Origin of the sequence: Streptomyces sp. NPDC047971 (assembly GCF_040653355.1) — a bacterium.
GTDB lineage: Bacteria > Actinomycetota > Actinomycetes > Streptomycetales > Streptomycetaceae > Streptomyces.
The window spans coordinates 36,474-63,165 of record NZ_JBEZNW010000007.1; the positions used below are offsets into that span (position 1 = coordinate 36,474).

24 protein-coding genes are annotated in these 26,692 nt (G+C 72.2%); 17 read left to right on the forward strand and 7 right to left on the reverse strand.

Going from position 1 to position 26,692, the window contains the following annotated elements:
• The first annotated feature begins 29 nt into the window (after positions 1-29).
• The 5 genes from AB0D99_RS09345 to AB0D99_RS09365 are packed head-to-tail and all read left to right on the forward strand — an operon-like array spanning position 30 to position 7,574.
• Positions 30-1,703 (forward strand): extracellular solute-binding protein, encoded by a 1,674-nt coding sequence (locus tag AB0D99_RS09345; RefSeq protein WP_362358412.1) that lies wholly within the window; start codon positions 30-32, stop codon positions 1,701-1,703.
• Between the two features lie 5 nt (positions 1,704-1,708).
• Complete coding sequence (locus AB0D99_RS09350) at positions 1,709-3,160, forward strand: M1 family metallopeptidase (RefSeq protein WP_362358413.1); 1,452 nt, start codon at positions 1,709-1,711, stop codon at positions 3,158-3,160.
• A gap of 8 nt (positions 3,161-3,168) precedes the next feature.
• Positions 3,169-5,388, forward strand: a complete 2,220-nt coding sequence (locus AB0D99_RS09355; RefSeq protein WP_362358414.1) for a right-handed parallel beta-helix repeat-containing protein — start codon at positions 3,169-3,171, stop codon at positions 5,386-5,388.
• 26 nt (positions 5,389-5,414) lie between these two features.
• The gene (locus tag AB0D99_RS09360) at positions 5,415-6,608 is read left to right on the forward strand and encodes a Gfo/Idh/MocA family oxidoreductase (RefSeq protein ID WP_362358415.1); all 1,194 of its coding nucleotides are present in this window, start codon (positions 5,415-5,417) and stop codon (positions 6,606-6,608) included.
• Between the two features lie 45 nt (positions 6,609-6,653).
• Positions 6,654-7,574: an immunity 49 family protein gene (locus AB0D99_RS09365; protein ID WP_362358416.1), complete on the forward strand. Its 921-nt coding sequence runs from the start codon at positions 6,654-6,656 to the stop codon at positions 7,572-7,574.
• A 39-nt stretch (positions 7,575-7,613) separates the two neighbouring features.
• Here the strand turns inward: AB0D99_RS09365 and AB0D99_RS09370 are convergent, their stop codons facing one another.
• Positions 7,614-8,231: a CGNR zinc finger domain-containing protein gene (locus AB0D99_RS09370; protein WP_362358417.1), complete on the reverse strand. Its 618-nt coding sequence runs from the start codon at positions 8,229-8,231 to the stop codon at positions 7,614-7,616.
• 169 nt (positions 8,232-8,400) lie between these two features.
• On the opposite strand from AB0D99_RS09370, the gene AB0D99_RS09375 reads away from it, so the two are divergent.
• Positions 8,401-9,141, forward strand: a complete 741-nt coding sequence (locus AB0D99_RS09375; RefSeq protein ID WP_362358418.1) for a metallophosphoesterase — start codon at positions 8,401-8,403, stop codon at positions 9,139-9,141.
• Between the two features lie 31 nt (positions 9,142-9,172).
• Here AB0D99_RS09375 and AB0D99_RS09380 read toward each other — a convergent pair whose 3' ends face one another.
• Together AB0D99_RS09380 and AB0D99_RS09385 are read right to left on the reverse strand one after the other, a co-directional pair.
• Positions 9,173-9,745, reverse strand: coding sequence for an antibiotic biosynthesis monooxygenase (locus AB0D99_RS09380; protein ID WP_362358419.1), 573 nt, complete (start codon positions 9,743-9,745; stop codon positions 9,173-9,175).
• 72 nt (positions 9,746-9,817) lie between these two features.
• Positions 9,818-10,264: an SAM-dependent methyltransferase gene (locus tag AB0D99_RS09385; protein WP_362358606.1), complete on the reverse strand. Its 447-nt coding sequence runs from the start codon at positions 10,262-10,264 to the stop codon at positions 9,818-9,820.
• Between the two features lie 614 nt (positions 10,265-10,878).
• Between AB0D99_RS09385 and AB0D99_RS09390 the strand changes: the two genes are divergently transcribed.
• The 6 genes from AB0D99_RS09390 to AB0D99_RS09415 all read left to right on the forward strand — a co-directional run bounded on the left by AB0D99_RS09390 (position 10,879) and on the right by AB0D99_RS09415 (position 17,801).
• Complete coding sequence (locus AB0D99_RS09390; RefSeq protein WP_362358420.1) at positions 10,879-11,889, forward strand: LacI family DNA-binding transcriptional regulator; 1,011 nt, start codon at positions 10,879-10,881, stop codon at positions 11,887-11,889.
• Positions 11,890-12,104: 215 nt separating this feature from the next.
• Positions 12,105-12,596, forward strand: a complete 492-nt coding sequence (locus tag AB0D99_RS09395) for an SRPBCC family protein (protein WP_362358421.1) — start codon at positions 12,105-12,107, stop codon at positions 12,594-12,596.
• A 313-nt stretch (positions 12,597-12,909) separates the two neighbouring features.
• The gene (locus AB0D99_RS09400) at positions 12,910-14,325 is read left to right on the forward strand and encodes an extracellular solute-binding protein (RefSeq protein ID WP_362358422.1); all 1,416 of its coding nucleotides are present in this window, start codon (positions 12,910-12,912) and stop codon (positions 14,323-14,325) included.
• A 5-nt stretch (positions 14,326-14,330) separates the two neighbouring features.
• Complete coding sequence (locus AB0D99_RS09405) at positions 14,331-15,248, forward strand: sugar ABC transporter permease (protein ID WP_362358608.1); 918 nt, start codon at positions 14,331-14,333, stop codon at positions 15,246-15,248.
• A gap of 17 nt (positions 15,249-15,265) precedes the next feature.
• Positions 15,266-16,141, forward strand: a complete 876-nt coding sequence (locus AB0D99_RS09410; protein WP_362358423.1) for a carbohydrate ABC transporter permease — start codon at positions 15,266-15,268, stop codon at positions 16,139-16,141.
• A 55-nt stretch (positions 16,142-16,196) separates the two neighbouring features.
• The gene (locus tag AB0D99_RS09415; RefSeq protein ID WP_362358424.1) at positions 16,197-17,801 is read left to right on the forward strand and encodes a glycoside hydrolase family 13 protein; all 1,605 of its coding nucleotides are present in this window, start codon (positions 16,197-16,199) and stop codon (positions 17,799-17,801) included.
• An 18-nt stretch (positions 17,802-17,819) separates the two neighbouring features.
• Here AB0D99_RS09415 and AB0D99_RS09420 read toward each other — a convergent pair whose 3' ends face one another.
• Complete coding sequence (locus tag AB0D99_RS09420) at positions 17,820-18,416, reverse strand: sigma-70 family RNA polymerase sigma factor (protein WP_362358425.1); 597 nt, start codon at positions 18,414-18,416, stop codon at positions 17,820-17,822.
• A gap of 75 nt (positions 18,417-18,491) precedes the next feature.
• Between AB0D99_RS09420 and AB0D99_RS09425 the strand changes: the two genes are divergently transcribed.
• From AB0D99_RS09425 to opcA, 3 genes are all read left to right on the forward strand, one after another.
• A complete protein-coding gene (locus AB0D99_RS09425) occupies positions 18,492-19,349 on the forward strand; it encodes an alpha/beta hydrolase (protein ID WP_362358426.1) in 858 nt (285 codons plus the stop codon).
• A 163-nt stretch (positions 19,350-19,512) separates the two neighbouring features.
• Positions 19,513-20,151, forward strand: a complete 639-nt coding sequence (locus AB0D99_RS09430; RefSeq protein ID WP_362358427.1) for a DUF4232 domain-containing protein — start codon at positions 19,513-19,515, stop codon at positions 20,149-20,151.
• Between the two features lie 153 nt (positions 20,152-20,304).
• Positions 20,305-21,228, forward strand: a complete 924-nt coding sequence (gene opcA / locus AB0D99_RS09435; protein WP_362358428.1) for a glucose-6-phosphate dehydrogenase assembly protein OpcA — start codon at positions 20,305-20,307, stop codon at positions 21,226-21,228.
• A 2-nt stretch (positions 21,229-21,230) separates the two neighbouring features.
• Here opcA and AB0D99_RS09440 read toward each other — a convergent pair whose 3' ends face one another.
• Entirely contained in the window at positions 21,231-21,668 is a 438-nt protein-coding gene (locus AB0D99_RS09440; RefSeq protein ID WP_362358429.1) for a protein-tyrosine phosphatase family protein, read from the reverse strand.
• 139 nt (positions 21,669-21,807) lie between these two features.
• Between AB0D99_RS09440 and AB0D99_RS09445 the strand changes: the two genes are divergently transcribed.
• On the forward strand, positions 21,808-23,160 hold the full coding sequence (locus AB0D99_RS09445; protein ID WP_362358430.1) for an aromatic acid/H+ symport family MFS transporter: 1,353 nt from the start codon (positions 21,808-21,810) through the stop codon (positions 23,158-23,160).
• Between the two features lie 67 nt (positions 23,161-23,227).
• Here AB0D99_RS09445 and AB0D99_RS09450 read toward each other — a convergent pair whose 3' ends face one another.
• Positions 23,228-24,406, reverse strand: coding sequence for a 4-hydroxybenzoate 3-monooxygenase (locus AB0D99_RS09450; RefSeq protein WP_362358431.1), 1,179 nt, complete (start codon positions 24,404-24,406; stop codon positions 23,228-23,230).
• Between the two features lie 152 nt (positions 24,407-24,558).
• Here AB0D99_RS09450 and AB0D99_RS09455 point away from each other — a divergent pair, with 152 nt between their 5' ends.
• Entirely contained in the window at positions 24,559-26,310 is a 1,752-nt protein-coding gene (locus AB0D99_RS09455; RefSeq protein WP_362358432.1) for an IclR family transcriptional regulator C-terminal domain-containing protein, read from the forward strand.
• A gap of 25 nt (positions 26,311-26,335) precedes the next feature.
• Here the strand turns inward: AB0D99_RS09455 and AB0D99_RS09460 are convergent, their stop codons facing one another.
• Positions 26,336-26,677, reverse strand: coding sequence for a hypothetical protein (locus AB0D99_RS09460; protein ID WP_362358433.1), 342 nt, complete (start codon positions 26,675-26,677; stop codon positions 26,336-26,338).
• Positions 26,678-26,692: the final 15 nt, after the last annotated feature.

A 26,692-nucleotide genomic window follows, 5' to 3' on the forward strand; every position in this document is an offset into this window, starting at 1 on the left:
CGTACGCCCTTTCGCTGAGGAGACCTCAGATGTCCGGCTCCACGTTCATCAATCGGCGCACCCTGTTCCGCTGGGGTGCGGGCATCGGCCTCGGAGCGGCCGCGGCCCCCCTGCTCGCCGCCTGCGGCGACGGCGGCAGCACGGCGAAGGCGGAGGCGAAGAGCGCCGCGCTGATCCCCCGCACCACCGTCCGCAACATCGGTCTCAAGGCCGACCTCCCGGGCACGGCCGCCGGTGTCCCGCAGGGCTACTTCTCGTACCCGGCCGAGCCGCTGCGCGCCACCCGGGGCACCCCGCTCAAGGGGGCCGGGAGGATCACGGCGGTCACCGAGACCTTCACCACGCCGCCGCCCGCCCGGGAGAAGAACGCCGCCTGGCGCGCCATCGAGAAGACGCTGGGCACCGAGGTCGACTTCACGGCCGTGCCCGCCGACGACTACCCCGCCAAGTTCTCCACCATGGTGGCCGGCGACAGCCTGCCGGACATCTTCATGTACCCGGAGACCGGTGGCGTCGACGATCTGCCCGGCTTCCTCGGAGCCACGTGCGCCGACCTCACACCACACCTGGCGGGCGACGCGATCGAGGACTACCCGAATCTCGCGGCCATCCCCGAACAGGCATGGCGCCAGGCGATCTTCGGCGGCCGCCTCTACGGCATCCCGATCACCCGATACGGCACCACCGGCGCGGGCTTCTACCGGCACGACCTCTTCGCACGGGCCGGCGTCACCAGCCTCGACCAGATCACCGACATGGACCGGTTCGTCGAGCTGGCCAAGGAGCTGACCCGGCCCAAGGAGAACCAGTACGCCTTCTCCGCCGGCGTCACGACCCTGCTCGCGGAGTCCGCCGGGGCCCCCTACTTCTGGTCCATGGACCCCACCTCGGGGAAGTGGACGTACCAGCTGGAGACCGACGCCTACCGACTGGCCGTCGAGACGGCCGCCAAGCTCTACAAGGCGGGCTGCTTCCACCCGGGCACGGTCCAGATGGTCGGCGCGCAGAAGGCCGAGTACACGAACCTGTTCAAGAGCGGCAGGGCCGCGTACGTCTACGACGGGATGCCCGCCTACCTCCAGCCCGGCACCGGCTACGTCGACGCGATGGCGGCCGTCGACCCCTCCTTCGACGTGCGGCCCATGACCCCGTTCGGCGCGAGCGCGGTCGCCTGGATGGACAACGTCGCCCTCCAGAACACCCACATCAGGAAGGCCGACGACAAGCGCGTCAAGGAGATCCTCACCCTCGCCGACTTCGCGGCGTCGCCGTTCGGCTCCGTCGAATACACCCTCATCCACTACGGGGTCGAGGGCGTCGACCACGAGCGGGACGCCAAGGGCAACCCGAAGCTCACCAAGCAGGGCGTCCAGGACATCGCCGTGCCGTGGAACAAGCTCGCCTCCCCGGTTCCGCCGCTGTTCAACGCGGCGTCCGAGGACGCCGTCCGGCACGTCCACGACGCCTACACCCGTCTGATCCCGCTGATGCGGCACGACCCCACACAGGACTACGCCTCGCCGACCTGGGACTCCAAGGGCAGCGGCAGTCTCCTCACCATCCACCAGGACGGCGTCAAGGACATCGTCGCCGGCCGCAAGCCGATCTCCTCGTACGACTCCGTGGTGCGCAAGTGGCGCGCCGCGGGCGGCGACACGTGCCGCGCCGAGTTCGAGCAGGCATCCCGGAAGGGGAAGAAGTGACCACCATGAGACGTGCGCTCCTCGTCAAGGCATGCGGTGCCGCCATCGCCACGGCGATCGCCCTGCCCCTGCTCGGCACACCGGCCCACGCCCACGGCTTCGACCCGAAGCCCGGCTCCGACGGCGTCGGCGACCCGCTCTTCCCGACCCTCGGCAACGGCGGCTACGACGTCCGGCACTACGACCTGTCCTTCGACTTCACCCCGGTGACCTACGACTTCACCGGCACCATGAGGATCCGCGCGAAGGCCACGCAGGACCTCTCCTCCTTCAACCTCGACATCGACTCGCTCGCCATCGACGCCGTGCGGGTGAACGGCCGGGAAGCCGCCTGGGCCGTCTCGCTCGGCAAGAGCGGCCAGGAACTCACCGTCACCCCCGCCGGCGGCCTGCGCGACCACCGCCCCTTCGACGTCACGGTCAGCTACCACGGAAACGGGAAGACCAAGCCGATCGGCGCGCCGGGCTGGCGCCACATGAGCGACGGCGGCTTCGTCTCCGCGGCGCAGTCCTCCCGCGCCGACACCTTCGCCCCTGTCAACGACACGCCGATGGACAAGGCGGGCTGGACCTTCCACCTCACCGCCCCGGACGGCTGGACGCCCGCGGCCAACGGCACGGCGACCGGCACCCGCCCCGCCGGCGACGGGAAGACCACCTTCGACTTCCGCCTCGACGCCCCGATGGCCTCCGAACTCCTCGGCATCTCGGTGGCGAAGCAGACGCTGCTGACCGGTCGGGGGCCGCACGGGGTGCGGCTGCGCCACTACGTCCCCGAGGACCAGGTCGACACCTACCGGCCGATCGTCGAGCGGACCGGCGGTCAGATCGCCTGGCTGGAACAGACCCTCGGCGTGCGCTACCCCTTCGACACCTACGGGATGCAGATCGTCCGCGACGGCTACTCCGACGCCCTGGAGAACCAGACCCTCTCGCTCTTCGGACCCGGCTGGTTCAGGAACGCCGCCACGTCGACGACGTACACGAACGTCATGATCCACGAGCTGACCCACCAGTGGTTCGGCGACTCCGTCACCCCCCGCACCTGGCAGAGCGCCTGGCTCAACGAGGGGCCCGCCGTCTACTACGCCGCCCTCTGGGCCGACCAGCAGGGCACCGCCTCCCTGGAGGACAAGATGCGCACCGCCTACGGAAAGCTCGACGCCGTGCGCAAGACCGACGGTCCGCCCGGCCGGCCGACCGCCCTCGGCGGGTTCACCATCTACGACGGAGCCGCCGTCGTCCTGTACGCCCTGCGGCAGCAGGTCGGCCAGGAGGAGTTCGACGCCGTCATGAAGTCCTGGCTGATCACCCACCGGCACGGCAACGCCGACTCCGAGGACTTCATCGACAACGCCGTGCGCGTGACGCACGACCCCGCGGTGCGGCCCTTCCTGGAGGAGTGGCTGTTCGGCCAGGACAACCCGGCCATGCCGGGCCATCCCGAGTGGAGCTGATGCCGACCATGAACGGCACCCGACTGATCCTGGCCCTCGCCACGACGGCCGCGCTGCTCTCCGCCGCCCCGGCCGCGCAGGCCGGGGCGGGCCCCCGCACCCTGCACGCCGCCCCCGACGGCTCGGGCTCGACCTGCAGCCCCGGGCGGCCCTGCTCCCTCGACGGCGCCCGTGACGCCGCCCGCGCCGTCCACGGACGCGACGTACGCGTCGAACTCGCCGACGGGACGTACGCGTTGAGCGAGCCCCTGAGGCTCGGCGAGGCCGACTCCGGGCGGGACGGACACACCGTCACCTGGACGGCCGCACCCGGGGCCGAGCCCGTGCTGTCCGGCGGCCGGGCGCTCACCGGCTGGACGGAGAACGCCGACGGCACCTGGACGACCCGGGCCCCCGACGGCATCACCCCACGCCAGCTCTTCATGGGCGGCGTCCGGGCCGTCCGGGCGCGCGGCGACTCCTGCCCCGCCTCCGTGTGCGACGCCACCGCCACCGGCATGACCGGCGCGCTCGCCACCGGCATCGCGGACTGGGCGAGGCCCACCGACGCGGAGGCCGTCATCCGGGTCCGGTGGCGCAACTACCACTGCCGGATCGCCTCCGTGACCGGCGACCTCATGACGTTCGCCCAGCCCTGCTGGACCAACTCCGCCTCCGGCACCGGCCGCACCGGGCCCGCCTGGGACACGACCACCGTCGACTCCGCCCGCTACACCAAGGTCTCGTTCTTCGAGAACGCCCGTGAACTGCTCGACCAGCCGGGCGAGTTCGTCTGGGACGCCGCCGCACGCACGGTCACGTACCTGCCGCGAGCGGGCGAGGACATGCGCCGGGCCGAGGCCGTCACCCCCGTCACCGAGAACCTGCTCACGCTCGACGGCGTCCATGACGTCCGCATCACGGGCCTGGGCTTCGCCCACGCCGCCTACCGCCGGCCCTCCACCGACGAGGGGTACGCGGGGACACAGGCGGGCCTGACCCTGACCGGCGCCACCGGGCCCGTCGACCACGCGGGCCGTCACTACACCAAGCCCGCCGCCGCGCTCACCGTCAGGGGCGGCCGGCACGTGGTCGTCGAGCGGGCCGACTTCGCCCGCCTCGGCGGCGCGGGCGTGATCTTCGAACACGGCACCCAGGACTCGGTCCTCACCCGCTCCCGGTTCACGGATCTCTCCTCCGGGGCCGCGTACATCGGCGACACGGAGCCCCTGCCCGCCGCCGAACTCGCCGGGGCGCGCAACACGGTGTCGTACAACACCGTCCGGCGCGCGGGAGTGGAGTACACCGACGCCGTCGGCATCTGGGCGGGCTACGAGGCCGAGACCGTCATCGACCACAACACGCTGGACGACCTGCCGTACTCCGGCATCTCCGTCGGCTGGGGCTGGAACCAGCCCGAGGCCCGGCACTCCGTCCTGCGCGACAACCGCGTCACGAACAACCGGATCACCGACGTCATGCGCGTCGCGCACGACCAGCACGACGGCGGCGCGATCTACACCCAGGGAGCGCAGCCCGGCACCGTGATCTCCGGCAACTACGTCAACCGCAGCGCGTACGGCAACACCGAGCGCGACGGCAACGGCATCTACCTCGACGAGCAGTCCAGCCACATCACGGTCACCCGCAACGTGCTCACCCGTGTGGGCTACAAGTGGGTCTCGAACTGGGCCGACTACGGCATCGACAACCACGCCACCGGCAACTGGACCGACACCGCCGCGCCCTCCCTGACCGGCACCGGCTCGACCATGACCGGCAACCACACCGGGCTCGACCGGCTGCCCGCCGAGGCACTGCGCGTCGCCGCGTCCGCGGGCGCCGCCGGCCGGGGCCCGGTCGAACAGCTCCGCCCCGACCTGGCCCGCGCGGGCACGGCCACCCAGTCGTCCACCGACGGCGCGGCCACCGCGGCCCACGCCACGGACGGCGACACCACCTCCGACACCCGCACCCTCGCCGAACCCGGGGCGTGGTGGCAGGTGGACCTCGGCGCCGTCCACCGTGTCGGACAGGTCGAGATCTGGAACAACAGCTCCATGACCACGGCCGACTTCGACGTCCGGCTGGCCACCACGGCGGACTTCTCCGACGCCACGACGGTCCACGTCACGGGCAGGGCGCTCCGTCCCACCCTGCTCGACACCGACCGGGAGGCCCGTTTCGTCAGGATCACGCTCAGTGGCACCGGGCGCGTGGCCCTGGCCCACGTCCTGGTCCACCCGTAGCGACTCTCCACAGGAAGGCAGCATCCATGACCGCCCCCTCCGACCTGCGCCTCGGCGTCCTCGGCTACGGACTGCGCGGCGCCCTCGCCCGCACCGCACACCGGCCGGGCGCGGGCGCCCGTGTCACCGCGCTCGCGGACCACGACGCCACGGCGCGCAAGGAGGGGGCCCTGGCCTTCCCCGACGCGCGGGTGACCGGCGACCACCGGGAGGTGATCGCCGCCCCCGACATCGACGCGATCCTCGTCCTCACCCCCGACCACACCCACGCCGAGGTCGCCTGCGAAGCCCTCAGGGCCGGCAAGCCCGTCTTCGTGGAGAAGCCCCTCGACATCGGCGTCGAACGCTGCGACGAGATCCTGCGGACCGCGTACGAGACGGGAACGCGGCTGTACGTCGGGCACAACATGCGCCACATGCCCGTCGTCCGCCTGATGCGCGACATCATCGCGCGCGGCGAGATCGGCCGGGTGAAGACCGTATGGGTACGGCACTTCGTGGGCTACGGAGGCGACTGGTACTTCAAGGACTGGCATGCGGAACGCCGGAACACCACCGGACTTCTGCTGCAGAAGGCCGCGCACGACATCGACGTCCTGCACTGGCTCGCGGGCGGCTGGACACGCCAGGTCCAGGCCCTGGGCGACCTCATGGTCTACGGCGACAACCCGCACCGGCGCGCACCCGGCGAGCCCAAGGCTGACGACTGGTACACCGTCGACGGCCACTGGCCCCCGCACACCCAGCGCGCCCTCAACCCGGTGATCGACGTCGAGGACGTGTCGCTGGTGAACATGCGTCTCGACAACGGAGTGCTGGCCGCCTACCAGCAGTGCCACTTCACCCCCGACTACTGGCGCAACTACACGGTCATCGGCGACGCGGGCCGTCTGGAGAACCTCGGCGACGGCCCCGGGGGCGTGGTGAAGGTGTGGAACTCCCGCCGCTCCGCGTACCGTCCGGACGCCGACGCCACCTACCGCGTGCCGGACGCCGAGGACAACGCGGGCCACGGCGGCGCCGACCCCCTGCTCGTCGACGAGTTCCTGCGCTTCGTCCGCGAGGGCGGACGCACCGACACCTCGCCGGTCGCCGCCCGCATGGCCGTCGCGGCGGGGGTCCGCGCCACCGAGTCGCTGCGCGACGGCGGAACTCCCCGCGAGGTCCCGCCCCTCGACCTGGAACTGGTCGCCTATTTCGAGCGCGGACAGCGCCCTTGATAGCGTTCCGAACCGCCGGTCGAACGGAACCAGGAGGCGGCAGTCGTGCGGGAAGTGACACGTCATGAGGTCGACGAGCAGCGGATCGTCCAGGCGCTGGAGGACATCGGCCGGCGGGCGTTCGGCCGGTGGCACGGGCTGCGGTACGACAGGCTGTCCCTGACCTCGCTCGCCGCGATGGGGCACGAGCTGCTCGACCATGTCGCCGCGAGCACCCTGGAGGATCCGGGGCTCGGCTCCGCGCGCACCCGCACGGCCCTGCGCACCTCGGCGGCGTGCGCGTTCGGGGTGCTGGACCTCGGGTCGTTCCCCGACGGGGACTGGGAGATCTCCTTCCCGCTCCTGAACGAGACGCTGAGCAGCGACGAGTTCAGCCTCGGGCACGCCGTGGACCAGGCGCCCACCGCACGGACCTGGCTGGACGCGTTCGCCCTGTGCGTGGTCAGCGGCGCGGTGTGGGAGCGCGAGCGGGTGTTCGGACTGCTGCTGCGGGAGGACTACGCGCCCGCGATCCGTGACGGGGTGCCGTACTCGCCGCTGGATTCCCGCTCGGAGCCCGCGGACCTGGCCGAGATGGACGCCCTGTGCGGCTATCTGACCCCGTCGCGCGGGCACCTGCCGCGGGACTGGCCGTCCGTGACGCTCTGTCTGCCGGACGCCGAGGAGCGTGCCGAGGCGGCGCGCCGCCTCGATGGAGCGGGCCCGCTCTCGCCCGACCAGCGACTCCTGCGCGTCCTCCTGGAGAACGACCGGCCGGCCTTCGAGGAGGCGCTGGCCGGCCGGCTCGTCCGGTACCGCGAGAGCGCCCCGGCCGACGCCGAGCCGCGCAGTCTGCTGCCGGTCGGGACGATCGCGCTGGCCGCGCTGGCCGTGCAGGCCCACGGGTGGGAGCCGGGCGTCAGCTCCGGCTATCTGCCGGAGGGGCTGCTGCGCGTCCCGGAAGGCGCTCCGGGCGTCGGCGTCTGACACGGCCGTTCGCGCCGAAGGACACCGGCCCCGGGGCGGTCAGGACGGAGCGGAACCGGCTTCGGACTCCGTGCGCTGACGCCTGTAGTGGCGGGCCGCGCGCGCACGGTTTCCGCAGGACGGCTTGCACCACTCCTGCCGTCCGTGGCTCTTGACGAAGTAGCGCACGCAGCGGGGCGCCGCGCACGACCGCAGGCGCGCGCGCTGCGGACCGCTGAGAAAGTCGACGGCGGCTCGGGCCAGGGCGGCGAGCAGCCGCACGTACGGATCGTGCTCCGCGGACAGCAACCGGGTGGCCGGGGCTCCTTCGGCGGGCCAGTCCAGCTGAAGGGCGACCGGTTCCCGCGCGGCCACCGTGTTGAGGTGGGCCATCGCCCGGTCGGCGGTCATCAGGCGATGGGCGTCCGCCGGGCTGGGGGGTGCGGGACTGACCGCCCGGGCGAACAGCGTCCGGACCGCCTGCCGGAGCTCGACGATCCCGAGCCTGAGGTTCTCATCCACGGCGAGTTCCCCCGCCGGGACGCCGCAGGCCGGCAGATCCCCCCGCTCCCGGATCCACTGCGCCGTTCCCCGGACCGTGGCGAGGTCGTCGGCGACCCCGCCCTCTCCGTCGTGGCGAATCGTGCTCGCCAGTTCCAGTGCCAGCCAGCGCTCCACAGCACGTCCCTTCCCTCTCCCGGCGTCGGTCGTCCGCCACTTGATCACATCCCCGCGCACACCCTAAGGTCCCTAACGGAAAACCGGAAACTTCCGTTAGGCGCGAGGGTGGGTGAGGCCCCCCTCGCGCGGGGCGGCGGCCGAGCCCGCCATCGAAGGGGATTGCGACATGACGCTGCTTGCGCAGATCAGCGACCTGCACCTGGACGGCAGCGAGAGGGCGACCCGGCGCGCCACCCGCGTCATGGACTATCTGCGAGCCCTTCCCCGTCCGGTCGACGCGCTCCTCGTCACCGGGGACATCGCCGATCACGGGGAGGAGGCCGAGTACGAGGAGGCGGCTCGGATCCTGACCGCCCCCTTCCCCGTGCTCACCTGCCCCGGGAACCACGACGCGCGACCGGCCTACCGCAAGGCCCTGCTCGGTGAGGCGCCCGACGACGGGCCCGTCAATCAGGCCCACCACATCGCCGGCACCACCATCCTGATGTGCGACTCCACCATCCCGGGCCGGGACGAGGGACGCCTCGACGCGGCGACACTCGCCTGGATCGACACCACCCTCACCGCACTGCCGCGGGGCACCGCGGCACTCGTCGCCTTCCACCAGCCGCCGGTCGAACTCCACCACCCCCTGCCCGACTCCGGCATGCTCGAGGAGCCCGGACGACTGGCCGACCTGCTCGCCGCGCACCCCCAGGTCGCCGCCGTCCTCACCGGCCACGCCCACACCGCGGCCGCCTCGACCTTCGCCGCACGGCCGCTGATCGTCGGACCGGCCGTCACCTGGACCCTGCGCATGCCCTGGGAGGGCGACAACGCGGCGGACCGCGACCAGCCGCCCGGCCTCGCGTTCCACGTCCTGGACGACGACGGGCGCCTGACCACCCACTACCGCGTCGTGCTCTGAACCCCCGCCTCGCCCACGGCGGCGGACATCGCTAGCGACCGAGCCAGCCGCGCAGCATCCGGCTCACGGCCGGCATCGCCACGTACGTCATCAGGACGTTGAACACGCATGCCATGACCGCGCTGCTCAGGAGCAGCGGCAGCGCGGTCAGGCGCGGCACGAGGAAGTAGCCGCCGAGGACGGAGATCGGGTAGATCGCCAGAGTCGCGCTGATCGCCATCTTCCACCGCGGCGGCGCCGGCCGGGTCGAGCCCGGCTTGGCGAACCAGGTCTCCATGCCGGTCAGCCGCCGCCGGGCGATCTCGGTGTGGTGGTGGCCCTCGCAGTCCGCGAACCACGCCGCCCGCTCCGGGGACTCCTGCCACTCCCGGCACGCCTCCGCGTCACGGAAGCGGTGGACGAGGAACCAGGGAGCGTCACCTCCCGAGGAGCGGAAGAGCCCGTAGCCGAGATGGCCGGGGAAGGTGGCCGCACTGGCGAGAATCCCCTGGGCCCACTGCTCGAAGGCGGCCTCGTATCCGGGCTCCACCCGGCGGGCTATCAGCAGCGTCACCTCGCCGGTGTCGGCGGGGACGGTGGCGTGTTCCAGACTCACAGCGGTCACTCGTACTCCTCGTGATCACGCCGCGCCCGCGCCCACTCTACGCGGCGCCCCCGCCGCTCCCGGCCGCCGCCCTCAGTAGTAGCGGCTCATGATCTCCGTGGTCCACGCGGGCTGGCTCACCTCGCCGATCGGGCCGAACTCGGCCATGTAGGGCTTGATGTCCAGGACGGGCGTCCCGTCGACCGCGTCGAGGCCCGTCACATGGACGTCGAGCCCGTCGGTCCCGACCAGTCGGCAGCGTGAGACGCCGAGCCGGTTGGGACGGTTCTTGCCGCGCTGGGCGAAGATGCCGACCAGGGGCCAGTCGGTGTTCCCCCGCGGGTGACGTGCGCCGGTCTCGATCTTCTGGGGCGGTACGCGGTCGAAGTGGTACACGACCTCGATGTGCGAGAAGGCGTCGAGGCCGGCGAGCGCGTCGGGGGTGAACCGGTCCGCGTCCAGGCGGATGACGGCGGACACCTCGCCCCAGGCGTCGTCGTACACCTCGTCCCGGCCGCCGACGACGCGGCCCACCGGCAGGGTGACCACCTCGGAGGGGGAGGCCCCGGGCGCGTCGCCCGCACCGGCCCGGTGCGCGAAGAGGGGCACGTCGACGCCCAGCAGGCGGCTCAACTCTGCGCGCACGGCTCCCAGCAGCCGCTCGGCCTCGTCCGGTGCCCCGTTCCGCCCGCAGCCGACGAAGCCCATGGGGGAGTGCGGTCCGGCCCCCTCCGGCGCGGGCCACGGCCCTGTCGCGTTGTCGGGGCCGATCTGCTGCCAGGTCACCCGGCAGCTCCCGTCCGGCAGCCCGAGACCACCGGCGACAGCGGCGGCGACGCCTTCGAGGACGTCGCGACCAGGGCTGGGCTCGGGGGACAGCAGGGCGATCACGGTCATGGGTCAGCCTTTCCGCGGGACGTACGGCCGCGTGTCGATCACACGCCCGCCGCAGGCTACGTCCGTCCTGGCGGCGGCGACGCGGTTTCCCCGGGATCGGCCGGGAGGGCCCGGCGGCTCGTGGTCGGCGGCGGGCCCGACCCTGTCCTGGCGACGAGGACGGGCACGAACGGCGGCACGTGGTCGGTCGCGGGCCGCACAACGTCCTTGCAGCGAGAACGCAACTGGCTTGCGGCGCTTGCGCTAGTCTTGCGCGCATGACGCGACGACTTGCTCAGGTGGCCAAGAAGGTGGGGGTCAGCGAGGCCACGGTCAGCCGTGTGCTCAACGGAAAGCCCGGTGTCTCCGAGGCGACCCGGCAGTCCGTCCTGACGGCCCTGGACGTCCTCGGCTACGAGCGGCCCACCCAGTTGCGGGGCGAACGGGCGCGTCTGGTGGGTCTCGTGCTTCCGGAGCTGCAGAACCCCATTTTCCCGGCCTTCGCCGAGGCGATCGGCGGGGCGCTGGCACAGCAGGGGCTGACGCCCGTGCTGTGCACGCAGACCAAGGGGGGCGTCTCCGAGGCCGACTACGTGGATCTGCTGCTGCAACAGCAGGTCTCCGGGATGGTCTTCGCCGGCGGACTGTTCGCCCAGGCCGACGCCCCGCACGACCACTACCGTCAGCTCGCCGAGCGGAACGTCCCGGTCGTCCTCATCAACGCCCCCATCGAGGGGCTGGACTTCCCCTGCGTCTCCTGCGACGACGCCGTTGCGGTCGAACAGGCATGGCGTCACCTCGCCTCGCTCGGGCACGAACGGATCGGTTTGGTCCTCGGCCCCGGCGACCATGTGCCGTCGCGCCGCAAGCTGGAGGCCGCCCGGCTCGCGGCGAAGGCGGCGGGCGCGGCGCTGCCGGACAGGTTCGTCGAACGGACCATGTTCTCCCTCGAAGGCGGACAGGCGGCGGCCGCGCGCCTCCTGGAGCGTGGGGTGACCGGGATCGTGTGCGCGAGCGACCCGCTGGCGCTCGGCGCCATCCGGGCCGCCCGGCGCCGGGGGCTGGTGGTCCCCACGGACGTCTCCGTCGTCGGTTTCGACGACTCCGCGTTCATGACCTGCACCGAGCCGCCGCTGTCCACCGTCCGCCAGCCCATCGAGGCGATGGGACGGGCCGCGGTCGAGCTGCTCTGCGCCCAGATCCAGGGCGCCCACACGCACCCCGGCGAGCTGCTCTTCGAGCCCGAGTTGGTGGTCCGCGGCTCGACAGCCCAGGCGCCCGTCGCATAACCCCTCCGGATCCCTCCGGATCCCTCCGGATCCCTCCGGATCCCTCCGGATCCCTCCGGTCGCTTCGCCTCGGGCGGCGTGCCGACGAACGGCTGAGTCCCCGCGCGCCTTGCGAGGGGGAGCCCGTCGAGGCGTCCACTGTGAGGGGGAGTCTGCTCCCGTGGCCGAGGACCAGCAGAGTCGCCCGTTCGCTCAGGGACCCGGAGGGCTCCGCCATGAAGTACACCGTCTCGATCGAGATCGCCCTGCCGCGGGAGAGGGTGGTCCACCTGCTCGCCGACCCGGCCCACCTGCCGAAGTGGCTACGGGGCCTGGTGGTGCACGAGCCGCTGAGCGGCACGCACGGACAGGTCGGGACCACCTCGCGGGTCGTGATGCGGTCGGGTCGGCGGACCTTCGAGGCCACCGAGACGATCACGCGCCGGGAACCGGCGGACCTGCGCGAGATCCCGCGGGGGAGCGTCGTCCACTTCGACCGCGAGATCGTCGGCGAGGGCATGTGGAGCGCCGTGCGCGACCGGCTGACCGAGGCCGGTCCCGGGGCGACGCTCTGGGAGAGCGAGAACGAGTACCGGTTCAGCGGCTTGCCGATGCGGCTGGTGGGGCTCCTGATGCCCGGGGCCTTCCGCAAGCAGTCGCAACAGCACCTGCGGGACTTCAAGGCGTTCGCCGAGGAGGGCAAGGACGTCCGCGAAACGAGGGACTGACCCGCCGGTCCCCGGCAAGGCGGGGGGCTGCGCCCCGTGCGGGCGCGGATCGTCGTTCGTCGCCCACGGGCTGCCGGGGTGACGGCCGGGTGGCGTCGACAGGTCCCGCGAGGCCGGCCGATCCCCTGCGCACAAGGGTGCGCCGGCCTCGTTCGTGCGCGGTGATCCTCACTCAGCTACACCGTCCTGTCAGCGATTTACGAAATCTGCGCGAGATATTGCGCTCACTTGTCGGTGGTGGTTGAGTGTGCCGCGCCCCGCAAGCCGTCGGCGCAGGGGCGACCTCCACGTTCATGCCCGAAGGGGACCACCCATGAGAAGTGCTCGGTTCCGCCGTACCCGCCGCGCCTGCGCGGTCGCCCTCGCCTCGGCCCTCACCCTGACCGCGCTCGTCGCCTGCGGCACGAGCAGCAGCGACGACAACGGAGGCGGTGGATCCGAAGGCGGGTCCTCCGACCCGGCCGCCCCGCTGGACCCGAAGACCAAGGTGACGATCACCATCGACTGCATGCCGCCGACCGCCAAGGCGGCCGAGCTCAAGGAGTGGAAGGAGGACATCGCCGAGTTCAACAAGACCTACCCCAACGTCACCATCCAGGGCCGATCCACCGCCGGGCAGTGCCTGGAGCCCCCGCGCTTCACCGCGATGCTCAAGGCGAAGTCGCAACCGGACGTCTTCTACACCTACTTCACCGACCTCCCGCAGGTGCTCGACAACGACGGCGCGGCGGACATCACGGCGTACGTGAACGACACCAGCGTGCCGCTCCTGAAGGACATCGACCCCGACGTCCTCGGCTCCCTCACGCACGAGGGCAAGCTCTACGGGCTGCCCACCAGCAACTACACGATGGGCCTGCTCGTCAACCGCAAGCTCTTCCGGCAGGCCGGCCTGGACCCCGACGCCCCGCCCCGCACCTGGGAGGAGGTCCGCGCGGCCGCGAAGAAGATCGCCGGCCTCGGCAACGGCGTCGCGGGCTTCGGCGAGTACAGCGCGGGCAACACCGGCGGCTGGCACTTCACCGCGCAGATGTACAGCGTGGGCGGGGACGTCGTCGACGCGAGCGGAAAGAAGGCCGCGTTCAACAACGAGCTCGGCAAGCAGGTCGCGAGGAACCTCCACGCCATGCGCTGGCAGGACGACAGCATGGGCAGGACCCAGCTCCTGAAGTGGGGCGACCTGCAGAAGCAGATCGCCACCGACAAGCTCGGGATGTTCCTCGCCGCGCCCGACGACATCGCGTACATGGTCCAGCAACTCGGCGCGACGTACGAGAACTTCGGCATGGGCCCGATACCCGGCGAGAAGAACACCCTGGCCGGCGGCAACAGCTACATGATCAAGAAGGGGATCTCCGGCGACAGGATCAAGGCCGCGATCGCCTGGCTGAACTTCAAGAACCTCTCCGTCGGCAAGGGCCAGTTCGACTGGCCCCGCACCAAGGCGGACGGCCTCCCCGTCGGCGTACCCCAGCCCAACTTCTGGCTGGGCGAGTCCAAGGCCGCGGACGACGCGGCCCGCGTGCGCAACGCCACCATGCCGGTCGCCAACTTCAGGACCTTCATGGACAACCCCGTTCCCGGCAAGGCGGAACCGCCGAAGGCCCAGGAGATCTACAAGGTCCTCGACAACGTGATGTCCGGCATCCTCACCAACAAGGACGCCGACATCGACAAGCTGCTCGCCACGGCCGAGGCTCAGGTCAACCAGGTCCTGGCCCATCCGTGACCGCCATCGGAAGGGGCGGGCTCCAGGCCCGCCCCGTGCCCGGGGGAGGCCGGTTCGCCAGGAGCCTGCGCCGCAACCTCACCGCCCACGGCTTCCTCATCGGAGCTGTCCTCTGCTTCGCGGTGTTCTCCTGGTACCCGATGGTCCGGGAGTTCCTCCTCGCCTTCCAGAAGACCGAGGACGGCCGGACCAGCTGGGTCGGTCTGGACAACCTCGTCACCGTCGCCAACGACCCGGCCTTCTGGCAGGCATGGCGCAACACCCTGCTGTTCACCGCGCTCGCCCTGCTCCTCGGCTTCGTGGTGCCGTTCGCCGCCGCGATCGTCATCAACGAGTTCCACCACGGCCAGGGCTACCTCCGGCTCCTCGTCTACCTGCCCGTGATGCTGCCCCCGGTCGCCGCCGTGCTGCTCTTCAAGTACCTCTACGACCCGGGATACGGACTCCTCAACGAGCTCCTGCGCCACCTGCGTCTGCCCGAACAGCAGTGGCTCCAGGACCCGGACACCGCGATGCTCGCCGTCGTCATCGCCTCGACATGGATGAACATGGGCGGCGCCGCCCTCATCTACCTCGCCGCGCTCCAGGGCATCCCCGGCGAGCTCTACGAGGCGGCCGAACTCGACGGCGCCGGCCTGTTCCGCAAGATCTGGCACGTCACGATCCCCCAGACCCGGCTGATCCTCTCGCTCATGCTGCTCATGCAGGTCGTCGCGACCATGCAGGTCTTCGTGGAGCCCTTCCTGCTGACCGGGGGCGCCGGCCCCGAGGGCTCGACCACCACGGTCGTCCACCTCATCTACCAGTACGCCTTCAACTTCAACGACTACGGTGCCGCGGCGGCGCTCGGCCTCCTCCTGCTCGTACTCCTCGCCGGATTCTCGGCGGCGTACGTGAAGCTCAGCCGCGCCGACGACGAGTAGGAGCCGGAGGCCCGCCCATGTCCACACGTACGCTCATCTCACCCGCCCAGCGCGCCACGCGGCGCGGCAAGGCGCTGTACCGGGCGACCCTCGCCGCGGTCCTCGGAGGGTTCACCCTGGTGTTCCTCGGGCCGCTGTACTGGATGGTGTCCAGCGGCTTCAAGGACACCCAGGAGGTCGTCCGCACACCGCCGACCCTGGTCCCCGGCTCCTTCGCGCCGGAGAACTACTCCCGCGCCTGGGAGGTCATGGACCTCTCCACACTGCTGTTCAACACGCTGTACTACGCCCTGGGAGCCCTCGCCTTCCAGCTCGTCCTCGACGTCGCGGCCGCCTACTCGCTCTCCAGGCTCCGCCCGGCGCTCGGCAAGGCGATCCTCGGCATGATGCTCGCGACGCTGATGATCCCGGCGACCGTCCTGGTCGTGCCCCAGTACCTGACGGTGCTCGACGTACCGGTCGTGGAACGCAACCTGCTCAACACGCCCTGGGCGATCTGGCTGCCGTCCGTCACCAACGCCTTCAACATCTTCCTGCTGAAGCGGTTCTTCGACTCCATCCCGAAGGAACTGCTCGACGCCGCGTCGATGGACGGAGCCTCCCCGACGCGGATCCTCCTGTCGATCGTGCTGCCGGTCTCCCGGCCGATCCTGGGCGTCGTGTCGATCTTCGCGGTCGTGGGCGTCTGGAAGGACTTCCTCTGGCCGATGCTCACCTTGCCCGACCCCGCGAAGCAGACCCTCAACGTCGGCATCTACTCGCTGTCCAACGGAGTCCCGGTCAACGTCCTCGTCGCCGCGCTCACGATCGCCTCCCTGCCGACCCTGATCGTCTTCCTGGTCTTCCAGCGCAACATCATGAGCGGTCTCACCGCCGGCGGGCTCAAGGGCTGACCCGTCCAGCCCGCTCCCCCGGCGGCGAAGATCCCCTGCCCGAAAGGACCGTCACGTGGCAGCCCCTCACGACTGGTGGCGCGACGCCGTCATCTACCAGGTGTACCCCCGCAGCTTCGCCGACGGCGACGGCGACGGGACCGGAGACCTCGCGGGTGTCCGGGCCCGACTGCCCTATCTCGCCGAACTCGGCGTCGACGCCGTCTGGTTCACGCCCTGGTACGTCTCACCCCTGGTCGACGGCGGGTACGACGTCGCCGACTACCGCACCGTCGACCCCGCCTTCGGCACCCTCGACGAGGCCGAGAAGCTGATCGCGGAGGCCGCCGGGCTCGGCATCCGGGTCATCGTCGACATCGTCCCCAACCATGTCTCCGACCGGCACGCCTGGTTCCGCGCGGCACTGGAGGCCGGGCCCGGCAGCCCGGAGCGGGAACTGTTCCACTTCCGTCCCGGCCGCGGCGCCCACGGCGAACTCCCGCCCAACAACTGGCCCTCCCAGTTCTCCGGACCCACCTGGACCCGGGTCCCCGACGGCGAGTGGTACCTCCATCTCTTCACCCCCGAACAGCCCGATCTCAACTGGGCCCATCCGGAGGTGCGCCGGGAGCACGAGGACGTGCTCCGCTTCTGGTTCTCCCGGGGGGTCGCCGGCGTACGCGTCGACTCCGCCGCCCTGCTCGCCAAGGACCCCGCGCTCGCCGACTTCGAGGAGGGCGTGGACCCCCACCCCTACATCGACCAGGACGAACTCCACGACATCTACCGCTCCTGGCGGGCGGTCGCCGACGCGTACGGAGCCGTCTTCGTCGGCGAGGTGTGGCTCCCGGACGCCGAACGCTTCGCCCGCTACCTGCGCCCCGACGAGCTGCACACCGCCTTCAACTTCACCTTCCTCGCCTGCCCCTGGGACCCGGCCCGGCTGCGCCGCACGATCGACGACACCCTGGCCGAGCACGCCCCCGTCGGGGCCCCCGCCACCTGGGTGCTCTGCAACCACGACGTGACGCGGACCGTGACCCGGTTCGGCCGTACGGACACCGCCTTCGACTTCGCGACGAAGGCGTTCGCAACCCCCACCGACCTCGCGCTCGGCACCCGCCGTGCCCGCGCGGCGGCCCTGCTGACGCTCGCCCTGCCCGGTTCGGTGTACGTGTACCAGGGCGAGGAACTGGGGCTGCCCGAGGCCGACGTCCCACGGGAGCGGATCCAGGACCCGATGCACTTCCGCTCCGGCGGAACCGACCCCGGACGGGACGGCTGCCGGGTCCCGCTGCCCTGGAGCGCGGACGCGCCGCACTTCGGCTTCGGAGCACGTGCCGAGCCGTGGCTGCCCCAGCCGGAGGACTGGGGCCGCTATGCCGTCGACCGGCAGAGCGCCGCCCCGGAGTCGATGCTCACGCTGTACCGGACGGCCCTGGCGCTGCGCAGGTCGCAGGAGGGCTTCGGGGACGGCCCCCTGACCTGGCTGCCCGCCGACGACGGGGTCCTCGCCTTCGCGCGGACGGGCGGTCTGCTCTGCGTGACCAACCTCTCCGCCGCCCCCGTGGCGCTCCCGCCGTACGAGACCCTGCTCCTCGCCAGCGCTCCGCTCGACGCGGAGGGCCGCCTGCCGTCCGACACCTCGGCGTGGCTGCGGGCGCCACGAGACGCCGGGTGACCGGGGGAGTGGTCGGGGTCAGGCCCGGAAGGCGTCCCGGAGGCGGTCGCGCTGGAGGCGGTGGGCGAGGGCCCGGCGCGCCGAGGGGGAGCCCGGCGCGGTGACCTCCGCGGGGACGTCGAGACCCCGGCTGATCACGTCGTACGCCTCCCGGAAGGCGGTGGGCAGCCGCTCCCGGAGGCGTCGCAGGTCCTCTTCGACCAGGCGCCGCAGCTCGTCGACGTGCTGCGGTGTGAAGCGCTTCCTCCCCCGGGCGATCGCCTGGACATGGCGCGCACAGCGCGCCGTCTCGTCCTCGCAGCTCTCCGAGATCTCCTCGGCGAGACCCCACAGACGTCCTTCGAGCCAGGGGATGTCGCGCTGATCGAGCGAGAGCACCACGGGGTCGGCCGGCGGTCCGGCCGGCCGGTGCTTCGCCACCTGCTTGGACACCGCCGGCTGGCTCATGTCGGCGATGCGGGCGATGCGCTCCTGCGTCCAGCCGAGGCCGGCGAGGAGCTGGATCATCTCGGCGCGCAGCCGTCGCATCTCCTCACCGGCGCGGACGACCTCGTTCATGGCGGCGAGCATCCGCTCCGCCTGCTCGTCGGTCAGGGTGTCCCGCGCATCGGTCATGACTCGGTTATACACCCTGGGAGACGCGTCATAACCTGGTTGTACAACGTGGTTATCAGTGACAGGATCCTCGCCATGCCCTCCTACGCCGCATCCGAGTCCACCGCCTCCTTCTTCACCGCCCCCGACGGGACCCGCCTCGCGTACCGCACGGAGGGGGCGGGTGACCCCGTCGTCTGCCTCCCCGGCGGCCCCATGGACTCCCGCTACCTCGGCGACCTCGGTGGACTGTCCGCGCACCGCCGCCTGATCCTCCCGGACCCGCGCGGGACCGGTCGCTCGGCGGTCCCCGAGGACGCCTCCTCCTATCGGTGCGACCGCCTGGTCGACGACGTCGAGGCCCTGCGTGAGCACCTCGGCCTGGCCCGGATGGACCTGCTCGGCCACTCCGGAGGGGCGAACCTCGCGGTGGGGTACGCGGCCCGGCACCCTGAGCGGGTCGGCAGGCTCGTCCTCGTCACCCCCGGCACGGCGGCGGTCGGCATCGAGATCACCGGCGAGGCGCGTCGGGAGGCCGCCCGACGGCGCGGAGCCGAGCCCTGGTTCCCGGCGGCGTACGCCGCGCTGGAGGCGATCACCGAGGGGACCGGAGGTGACTGGGAGGCCATCGCCCCCTTCTTCTGGGGGCGTTGGGACGCGGCGGCGCGGGAGCACCACGCGGCGAGCCGGCCGGACAGCGCGGAAGCCGTCGCCGGCTTCTCCGCCGAAGGGGCCTTCGACCCGCCGGCGACCGTCGCGGCGCTGGGCGCGTTCCGCACCCCCGTCCTGCTGCTCGCCGGGGAGTTCGACCTCAACAGCCCGCCCGCGTCGACCGCCGAGTTCGCCGGACTCTTCCCCGACGCCTCCCTCGTCGTGCAGCCGGGCGCCGGTCACTACCCGTGGATCGACGACCCCGAGCGGTTCCTCGGCGCCGTGGCGCCCTTCCTGCGCTGACGGCGCGCCCGGGCGTGAACGCGTCGGCCTCGCGGGACTCGGGAGGCCGACACGCCGAAGACCGTGGTGAACCCGGGAAGGTCCCGTCACCAAGCCGTGAAAGTGCGGCGGGACTCTGGTGCTCACGTCCAGCGCACTCACCACTCATCGGGGGACACAGACCATGAGCACCGTCCGCAGAGCCGCCGTCGCCCTTGCCGCCGTCACCGTCTCCGCCGTCGCCCTGACCGCCTGCGGCCCCACCGGGGACGACGCCGCGGGCGGGGCCGGGAAGCCGACCGCGAGCCCGACGAAGTCCACGGCGCCGCCGAAGCCCACGCCCCCGCCGGCGTCTCCGAGCGCGAAGCCCTCCGGCGGGAGTGAGGGCTCGTCATCCGACCCCGACCACGCCGTGTTTCCGTGCAGCACCTTCGACGTGACGTTCAGCGCCGACCTGGCGGAGTCCACGACGAGCAGCTACCTGCTGAAGATCACCAACAAGTCCGGCAAGGCGTGCAAGGTCCTGGGGCATCCGGTCGTGACCTTCGGCGCTCTGGACGGCCAGGCCACCGAGCGGGGAGAGGCGCCCGGGATCGAGGACGCGATCAGGCTGGAGCCGGGGCGGTCCGCGTACGCCGGCCTGATGGGCGGGGCGAACGACGGCACGGGCCGGACCGTCCACTCGATCGCGATGACCATGAACACCGAGTCCGACCTGGAACAGACGCCGCTGACGGCATCGACGCCGGGCCTGTACGTCTCGCCCGCCAGGAACTCGGTCACGGCCTGGGTGAACAACGCCGAGGACGCCCTCAGCCTGTAGGCCGCCTTCCGGGGCCGATCGGCGCCCGCGCCCGCGGACCGCGCGGCGCGGGCGGGTGATCCCTCGCCCGCGGGCGTCGTGGGGAACACCCCCGGCCCGTCGAGCGCTTACCGTTACAGCGATCGCACGCGACAGAAGGAACGGGCGCCGGGCATGAAGATCGATCTCACGGACACCACTTCCAGCAAGATCAACAAGGCGATCGTCGAGGGCCGCCGGGCCGTCGGCACACCCGCCGTCGGCATGGTGCTCACCCTCGTGATCGTCACGGACGAGGAGAACGCCTACGACGCGCTGAAGGCCGCGGGCGACGCCTCCCGCGAACACCCCTCCCGCACGCTCGTCGTCATCAAGCGCCACGCCCGCTCGCCCCGGGGGCGTCACGAGACGCGCCTGGACGCGGAGGTCCGCGTCGGCGCCGACGCGGGCTCGGGCGAGACCGTCCTGCTGCGCATGTACGGTGAACTCGGCGCCCGCGCCGACTCCGTGGTGCTTCCCCTGCTCCTCCCGGACGCGCCCGTCGTCGTCTGGTGGCCGGCCGAGGCCCCCGACGTACCGTCGAAGGACCCGCTCGGGCGGCTGGCCCAGCGCCGGATCACCGACGCGTACGCCGTCGAGGACCCCCTCGCCGCACTCGCGGCCCGCGCGGCCTCCTACGCCCCCGGGGACACGGACCTCGCCTGGACCCGCCTGACTCCCTGGCGTTCGATGCTGGCGGCCGCGCTGGACCAGGCGCGGGCCACCGTCGTCTCGGCCGCGGTGGAGAGCGAACCCGACAACCCGAGCGCCGAACTGCTGGCCCGCTGGTTCGAGGACCGGCTGCGCGTGCCGGTCGAACGGGTCGTCAGCGACGGTCCGGTCGTCACCGCCGTCCGCCTCGGCACCCCCGACGGCGAGATCGTGATCGACCGTCCGGAGGGGCCGGTCGCCAAGCTGGCGATTCCCGGTCAGCCCAACCGCGTACTCGCCCTGAAGGTGCGTACGACCGCGGAGTTGATCGCGGAGGAACTGCGCAGGCTCGACCCCGACGAGATCTACGCCTCGGCCCTGCGCACCCAGTCGCCCGTGGCTCCGTAGCCTCAGCCCGCGGCGGAGAACCGCCGTACGTAACGCTTCTGCCAGGGAGTCTCGACCGCGCGGGGGTGGTAGCCGGCGCGGACGAACTCCACCGCCCGGTCGGCCGGGACGCCGTCGAGCACGGCGAGGCAGGCGAGCGCCGTGCCGGTCCTGCCGATGCCGCCTCCGCACGCCACTTCCACGCGCTCCCGGCCGGCCCGGGACAGGGCATCGGTGAGCGCCTCCCGGGCGTCCGCGGGATCGGCCGGAAGCCGGAAGTCCGGCCAGCGCAGCCACCGTGACGCCCAGTCGGTCTCCGGCGGGCGCCCGCCGAGCAGGTACACGCCGAAGTCGGGCGTGGGCCCGGGTGGCAGCGGGTGCCGCAGGCCACGGCCCCGCACCACGCGTCCGGAGGGAAGTCGCAGCACTCCGGGGGCGGTCGGACTCCACAGGTCGGTCATGTGTCCACCGTAGGCGGCTCCGCGCGAAGCCGTGCCCGAACTCATTGACACCCGTACGTCCCACCCCGACACTCGTGCCACCTGTCAGTGAAGCAATCTTCACCAGGCGAACGAGCCGCTCGCGATTCAGGGACACACATTGACCTCACCCTCCTCCCCGCCCCGCGCCCCCCACACCTTCCGCACCGTCTTCCCGGTGCTGGCGCTCTGCTGGCTGGCCGTGTTCTTCGACGGCATGGACGTGAACATCTACGGCGCCGTGATGCCGCACATGCTCGACGACGACGGTCTCGGGCTGACCCAGTCCACCGCCGGCACCATCGGCAGCTGGACCACCTTCGGGATGCTCGTCGGCGCGCTCGCCGCCGGCAACGTCACCGACTGGCTGGGGCGTCGGCCCATGCTCGTGGCCAGCGTCGTGCTCTTCTCCGTCGGCTCCGCCCTCTGCGCGCTGGCCGGCGACGTCTTCCTCTTCGGGGCCGGCCGCTTCGTCGCGGGCCTCGGGCTCGGCGGACTGATGCCGCTCTGTCTCGCGATGGTCCTCGAATTCGCCCCGCCCCGCCGGGCCGCCCTCATGACCGGACTCCTGATGACCTCGTACCACGCCGGCGGCATGGCGGCGACGGGCCTCGGGCTCACCCTCGCCCCCGCCGCGGGCTGGCGCTGGGTCTTCTGGGCGGGCGTCCTGCCGGCCGTCATCGCCGTCCCGCTGCTCCTGAGGCTGCTGCCCGAGTCGCCCGGAGTCCTGCTGGCCCGCGGCCGACAGGAGCGCGCCGACGCGGTGGCCGACCGCTACGGACTCGCCCGCCCGGTCGCCGTCGAGGCCCCGGCCGCCGGCGCGAGGGGCCGGATCGAGGCGATACGGGCGCTGTTCCGCCCCGAGTCGCGCTGGGCCACGCCCCTGCTCTGGCTGGCGTCGTTCTGCGGGCTGCTCCTCGTCTACGGCGTCTCGACCTGGCTGCCGCAGATGATGCGGGCGTCCGGCTACGGACTGACGTCCTCGGTCAGCTTCCTGATGGTCATCAACGCGGGCGGCATCGTGGGGATGCTGATCGCCGGGCGCACCGCCGACCGGTTCGGCGCGGTCCGCGTCTCCGCGATCTGGTTCGTCCTCACCGCGGCGGGCGCCCTGCTGCTCAAGGCCCAGTTGCCGCTCGCCGTCACCTACGCCGTCGTCGCCGTCACCGGCGTCTGGCTCTTCAGTGCCCAGGTCATGGTCTACGCGGCCACCAGCACCGTCTACCGCGACAGCGAGCGTGCCGCGGGCCTCGGGATGGTCACCGGGGTGGGCCGCACGGGCGCCGTCGTGGGCCCCTGGCTGGTCGGGGTGCTCGCCTCGAACGGCAATCAGGGCTGGGGCTTCACCGCCTTCGCGCTGGCCGGGCTGGTGGGGGCGACCGCCATCGCCCTCGTCCCGATCGCCCGCCGGATCGGGCGCGGTGGCGCCGCGAAGGCCCCGCTGCCCTCCGTCGGCCTGGCTGCCCGGGACTGACTCCGGAACGCGAGGGCCGGCCCGCCGGGGGAGTCCGACGGGCCGGCCCTCGCGGGCGTTCGTCCGGTCAGAGGGGCAGGCCGGCGTAGTTCTGCGCCAGTTCGGCCGCGGCATGCGGCGAGGTCGCGATCCGGTCCAGCTGCGAGAGCTGGAGCCGGGTGTCGAAGGGCGACTGACCCGGATCGGTGTGCAGCGTCGTGGTCATGAAGTACGAGAAGTGCTCGGCCCGCCACACCCGGCGCAGACAGGTGTCGGAGTACGCGTCGAGCAGCCGGGTGGAGCCCGTCGCGTACCGGTCCGCCAGAGCGCGGGCCAGGACGATCACGTCGGCCGCGGCGAGGTTGAGTCCCTTGGCGCCGGTCGGCGGCACGATGTGCGCGGCGTCCCCGGCGAGCAGCAGCCGCCCGTACCGCATCGGCTCGGTCACCGAACTGCGCATCGGCAGCACCGACTTCTGTATGACCGGACCGCGCTCCAGGCGCCATCCCGGCTCCTCGCCGAGCGCGAACCTGGCGTCCAGCTCGTCCCAGACGCGCCGGTCGGACCAGTCGGCCGGATCGGTGCCGTTCGGCACCTGGAGGTAGAGCCGGCTGACGGCGGGCGACCTCATGCTGGCCAGCGCGAAGCCACGCTCGGAGTGGGCGTAGATCAGCTCGTCGTACACGGGCGGGGCTTCGGCGAGGATGCCGAGCCAGGAGTACGGGTAGGTCCGCTCGTAGGTCGTGCGCTCCGACTCGGGCACCGCCGTGCGCGCGACCCCGTGGAAGCCGTCGCAGCCGACGACGTAGTCGCACGTCAGGGTCTGTTCGCTGCCCTCGTGGGTGTAGCGGATCGACGGGCGGTCCGTATCGACGCCCTCCACGGCCCGCACCTCGGCGCCGAACAGCAGCGGTCCGCCCTCGGAGAGCTGAAGGGCGATCAGGTCCTTGACGACCTCCGTCTGCGCGTAGACCCAGACCCTGCGCCCGTCGGTGAGCGAGGGGAAGTCGACCCGGTGGGCGCGTCCGTCGAAACGCAGCTCGATGCCCTCGTGGGCCAGGCCCTCGGCGTCGAGCCGCGCTCCGGCGCCGGCGGCGCGCAGGGCGTCGACCGTGGCCTGTTCGAGGATTCCGGCGCGCTGGCGCCGTTCGACATAGGCGCGGTCGCGGGATTCCAGGACCACGCAGTCGACACCGGCGTTGTGCAGCAGACGGGCGAGCAGCAGCCCGGAGGGGCCGCCGCCGATGATCCCGACGGTGGTGTGCATCAGCTCTCCGTGTTCGTATAGTGAAATAAACTTCACTCAAGTGGGCCGAGTCTGCGCCCGTCGCGGTCGACTGTCAACGCCCGGCGTGGACACGCCGGCCCCTCTCCGTCGTCATTCACTACGGTGTCCCCGAGATCCGTCAGGGAGAGTCCATGCCATCGACCGAAACCGCTCCGGAGCCGGACGCGTCGCACGAGCCGGAAGTGCCGCGGGAGGCCGTCGCCCCGCTCATGCGCGGCCTGGCCGTGCTGCGCCGCCTCACCGACGCCGACGGGGCGCTCAGCCTCAGCGAGCTGGAGCGCACCACCGGTCTGGCCCGCTCCACCGTGGACCGGGTGACCGGCACGCTCGCGCGCATGGGATACGTGCGCCTCGACGGCCGTGACGTCTTTCTCGCCCCCCGCCTCATGGACCTGGGCAACGCCTATCTGGCCGCGCTCGGCCTGCCCGGTCTGCTCGGCCGCCACGCCGACGCGCTCGCCGACGAGCTCGACGAATCGGTCTCCCTCGCGGTCGCCGACGGCGACGGCATCCGCTTCGTCCATCAGGCCACCCGTCGGCGCGCCATGTCCCTCAGCTTCCGCATCGGCGACCTCTTGCCCGCCGAACGTACCGCCCCGGGGGCGCTGTTCGCGGCCGACTGGGACGGGGAGGCGTGGGAGCGCTGGCGCATGCGGCGGGCCGCCGACCCGAGGTGCACCGGCTTCCCCGCCGTACCGCCCGGAAGCGGCCCGGACGAGGCGGAGTTCGCGGCCTGCGCGACGCGGGCGGCGCGGTGCGGCTGGTCCGTGGACGACCAGCTCATCGAGCCCGGCCTGATCGCCCTCGCCCTGCCCGTAAGGGACGCGGAGGGCGCCGTCGTCTGCGTGGCGAGCGTCGTCAGCCACACCAGCCGGCACACCGCCGACTCGCTGCGCGAGGCGATGCTGCCCCGGCTGCGGGACGCGGTCGCGGCGTGGGAGGCGCTGCTGCGCGAGGACGGACCCGCCCGGCGGGCGCCCGACGGCGCGGCGGCGCGGGGCCCCGCGGCCCCGGGCCCCGGCGCGGATCGGGATCCCGCCACGAGCGCGCCCTCCCGGCCCGGTCTCGCCGACTGGACCCATGCCTCGAAGCAGGAGCTCGGCCGTGGGTTCATCGAGTCCCTCGCCCGCGGCCTCACCGTGCTCACCGCCTTCGGCGAAGGCCGTTCCGCACTGCCCCTGACCGCCGTGGCCGAGGCCACCGGGCTCGCCAGGGCCACCGCCCGGCGCGCCCTCATCACCCTGGAGCACCTGGGGTACGTGCGTTCCGAGGGGCGGCTGTTCCGGCTCACGCCCCGGGTGCTGGGGCTCGGCTTTCCGTACCTCTCGCGGATGCCGCTTCCGCAGATCGCGGCGCCGCATCTGGCCGAACTGTCCCGGCGCGTCCGCGACTCGGCCTCGCTCGCGGTGCTGGCGGGCGCCGACGTCCGCTACACGGCGCGGGTCGCCACCCGCCGCGTGATGAGCGTGCACATCACGGTGGGCACCCGCTTCCCCGCGCACACCACCTCGCTCGGCCGGGTGATCCTCGCCGACCTGCCGGCCGAACGGCGCGCCGCGTGGCTGGAGTCCGTCGAGCCGCAGGCCCTGACCCCGTACACGGTCACCTCCCGCGCGGAGCTCTCCGCGGTCCTGGAACGGGTGCGGGAGCAGGGGTACGCCCTCGTCGACGAGGAGCTCGAACAGGGGCTCCGGTCCATCGCCGTGCCGGTGCGCGACCGCGCGGGCGTGGTCGTGGCGGCGGTCAACGTGGCCATGCACAGCAGCCGGCGCGGTGTGGCGGAGTGCGTCGAGGAGGTCCTGCCCGAGCTGCGCGCCGCGGTCGCCCGTCTGGAGGAGGACCTGAGGACGGCGGGGCGCTTCGCCCACGTGTCGGAGACCTGAGCGCGCGGCGGGGGACCGCCCGCGATCAGGAGGGCGTCATCAGGGTCCTCGCACGCGAGGCGAGCAGGGGCATCAAGCTCTCCCGCCATGTGTCGAGCGAGACCATGCCGCTGGACATGCCGCCGTGTGCGAACGGCTTCCGGTACACCGAGGACGCCGGGTCGCCGACGAGGTCGACCCCCACGAGGTCGTCGAACGTCACCCGCAGGATGTCGACCGTCTCGTCGAGCGACGCCGGCATCTCCGTACCGGACAGCCGGTCGCGAAGGGCCCACCAGACGTGGGGGTCCCCGCGCAGGCCCCACCTCTCCGGATCCGGATCGAAGAGAGAGCCCATCGTCACCGCTGTCGCGTCATCGTGTGCCATGCCGGAAGTCTCCCA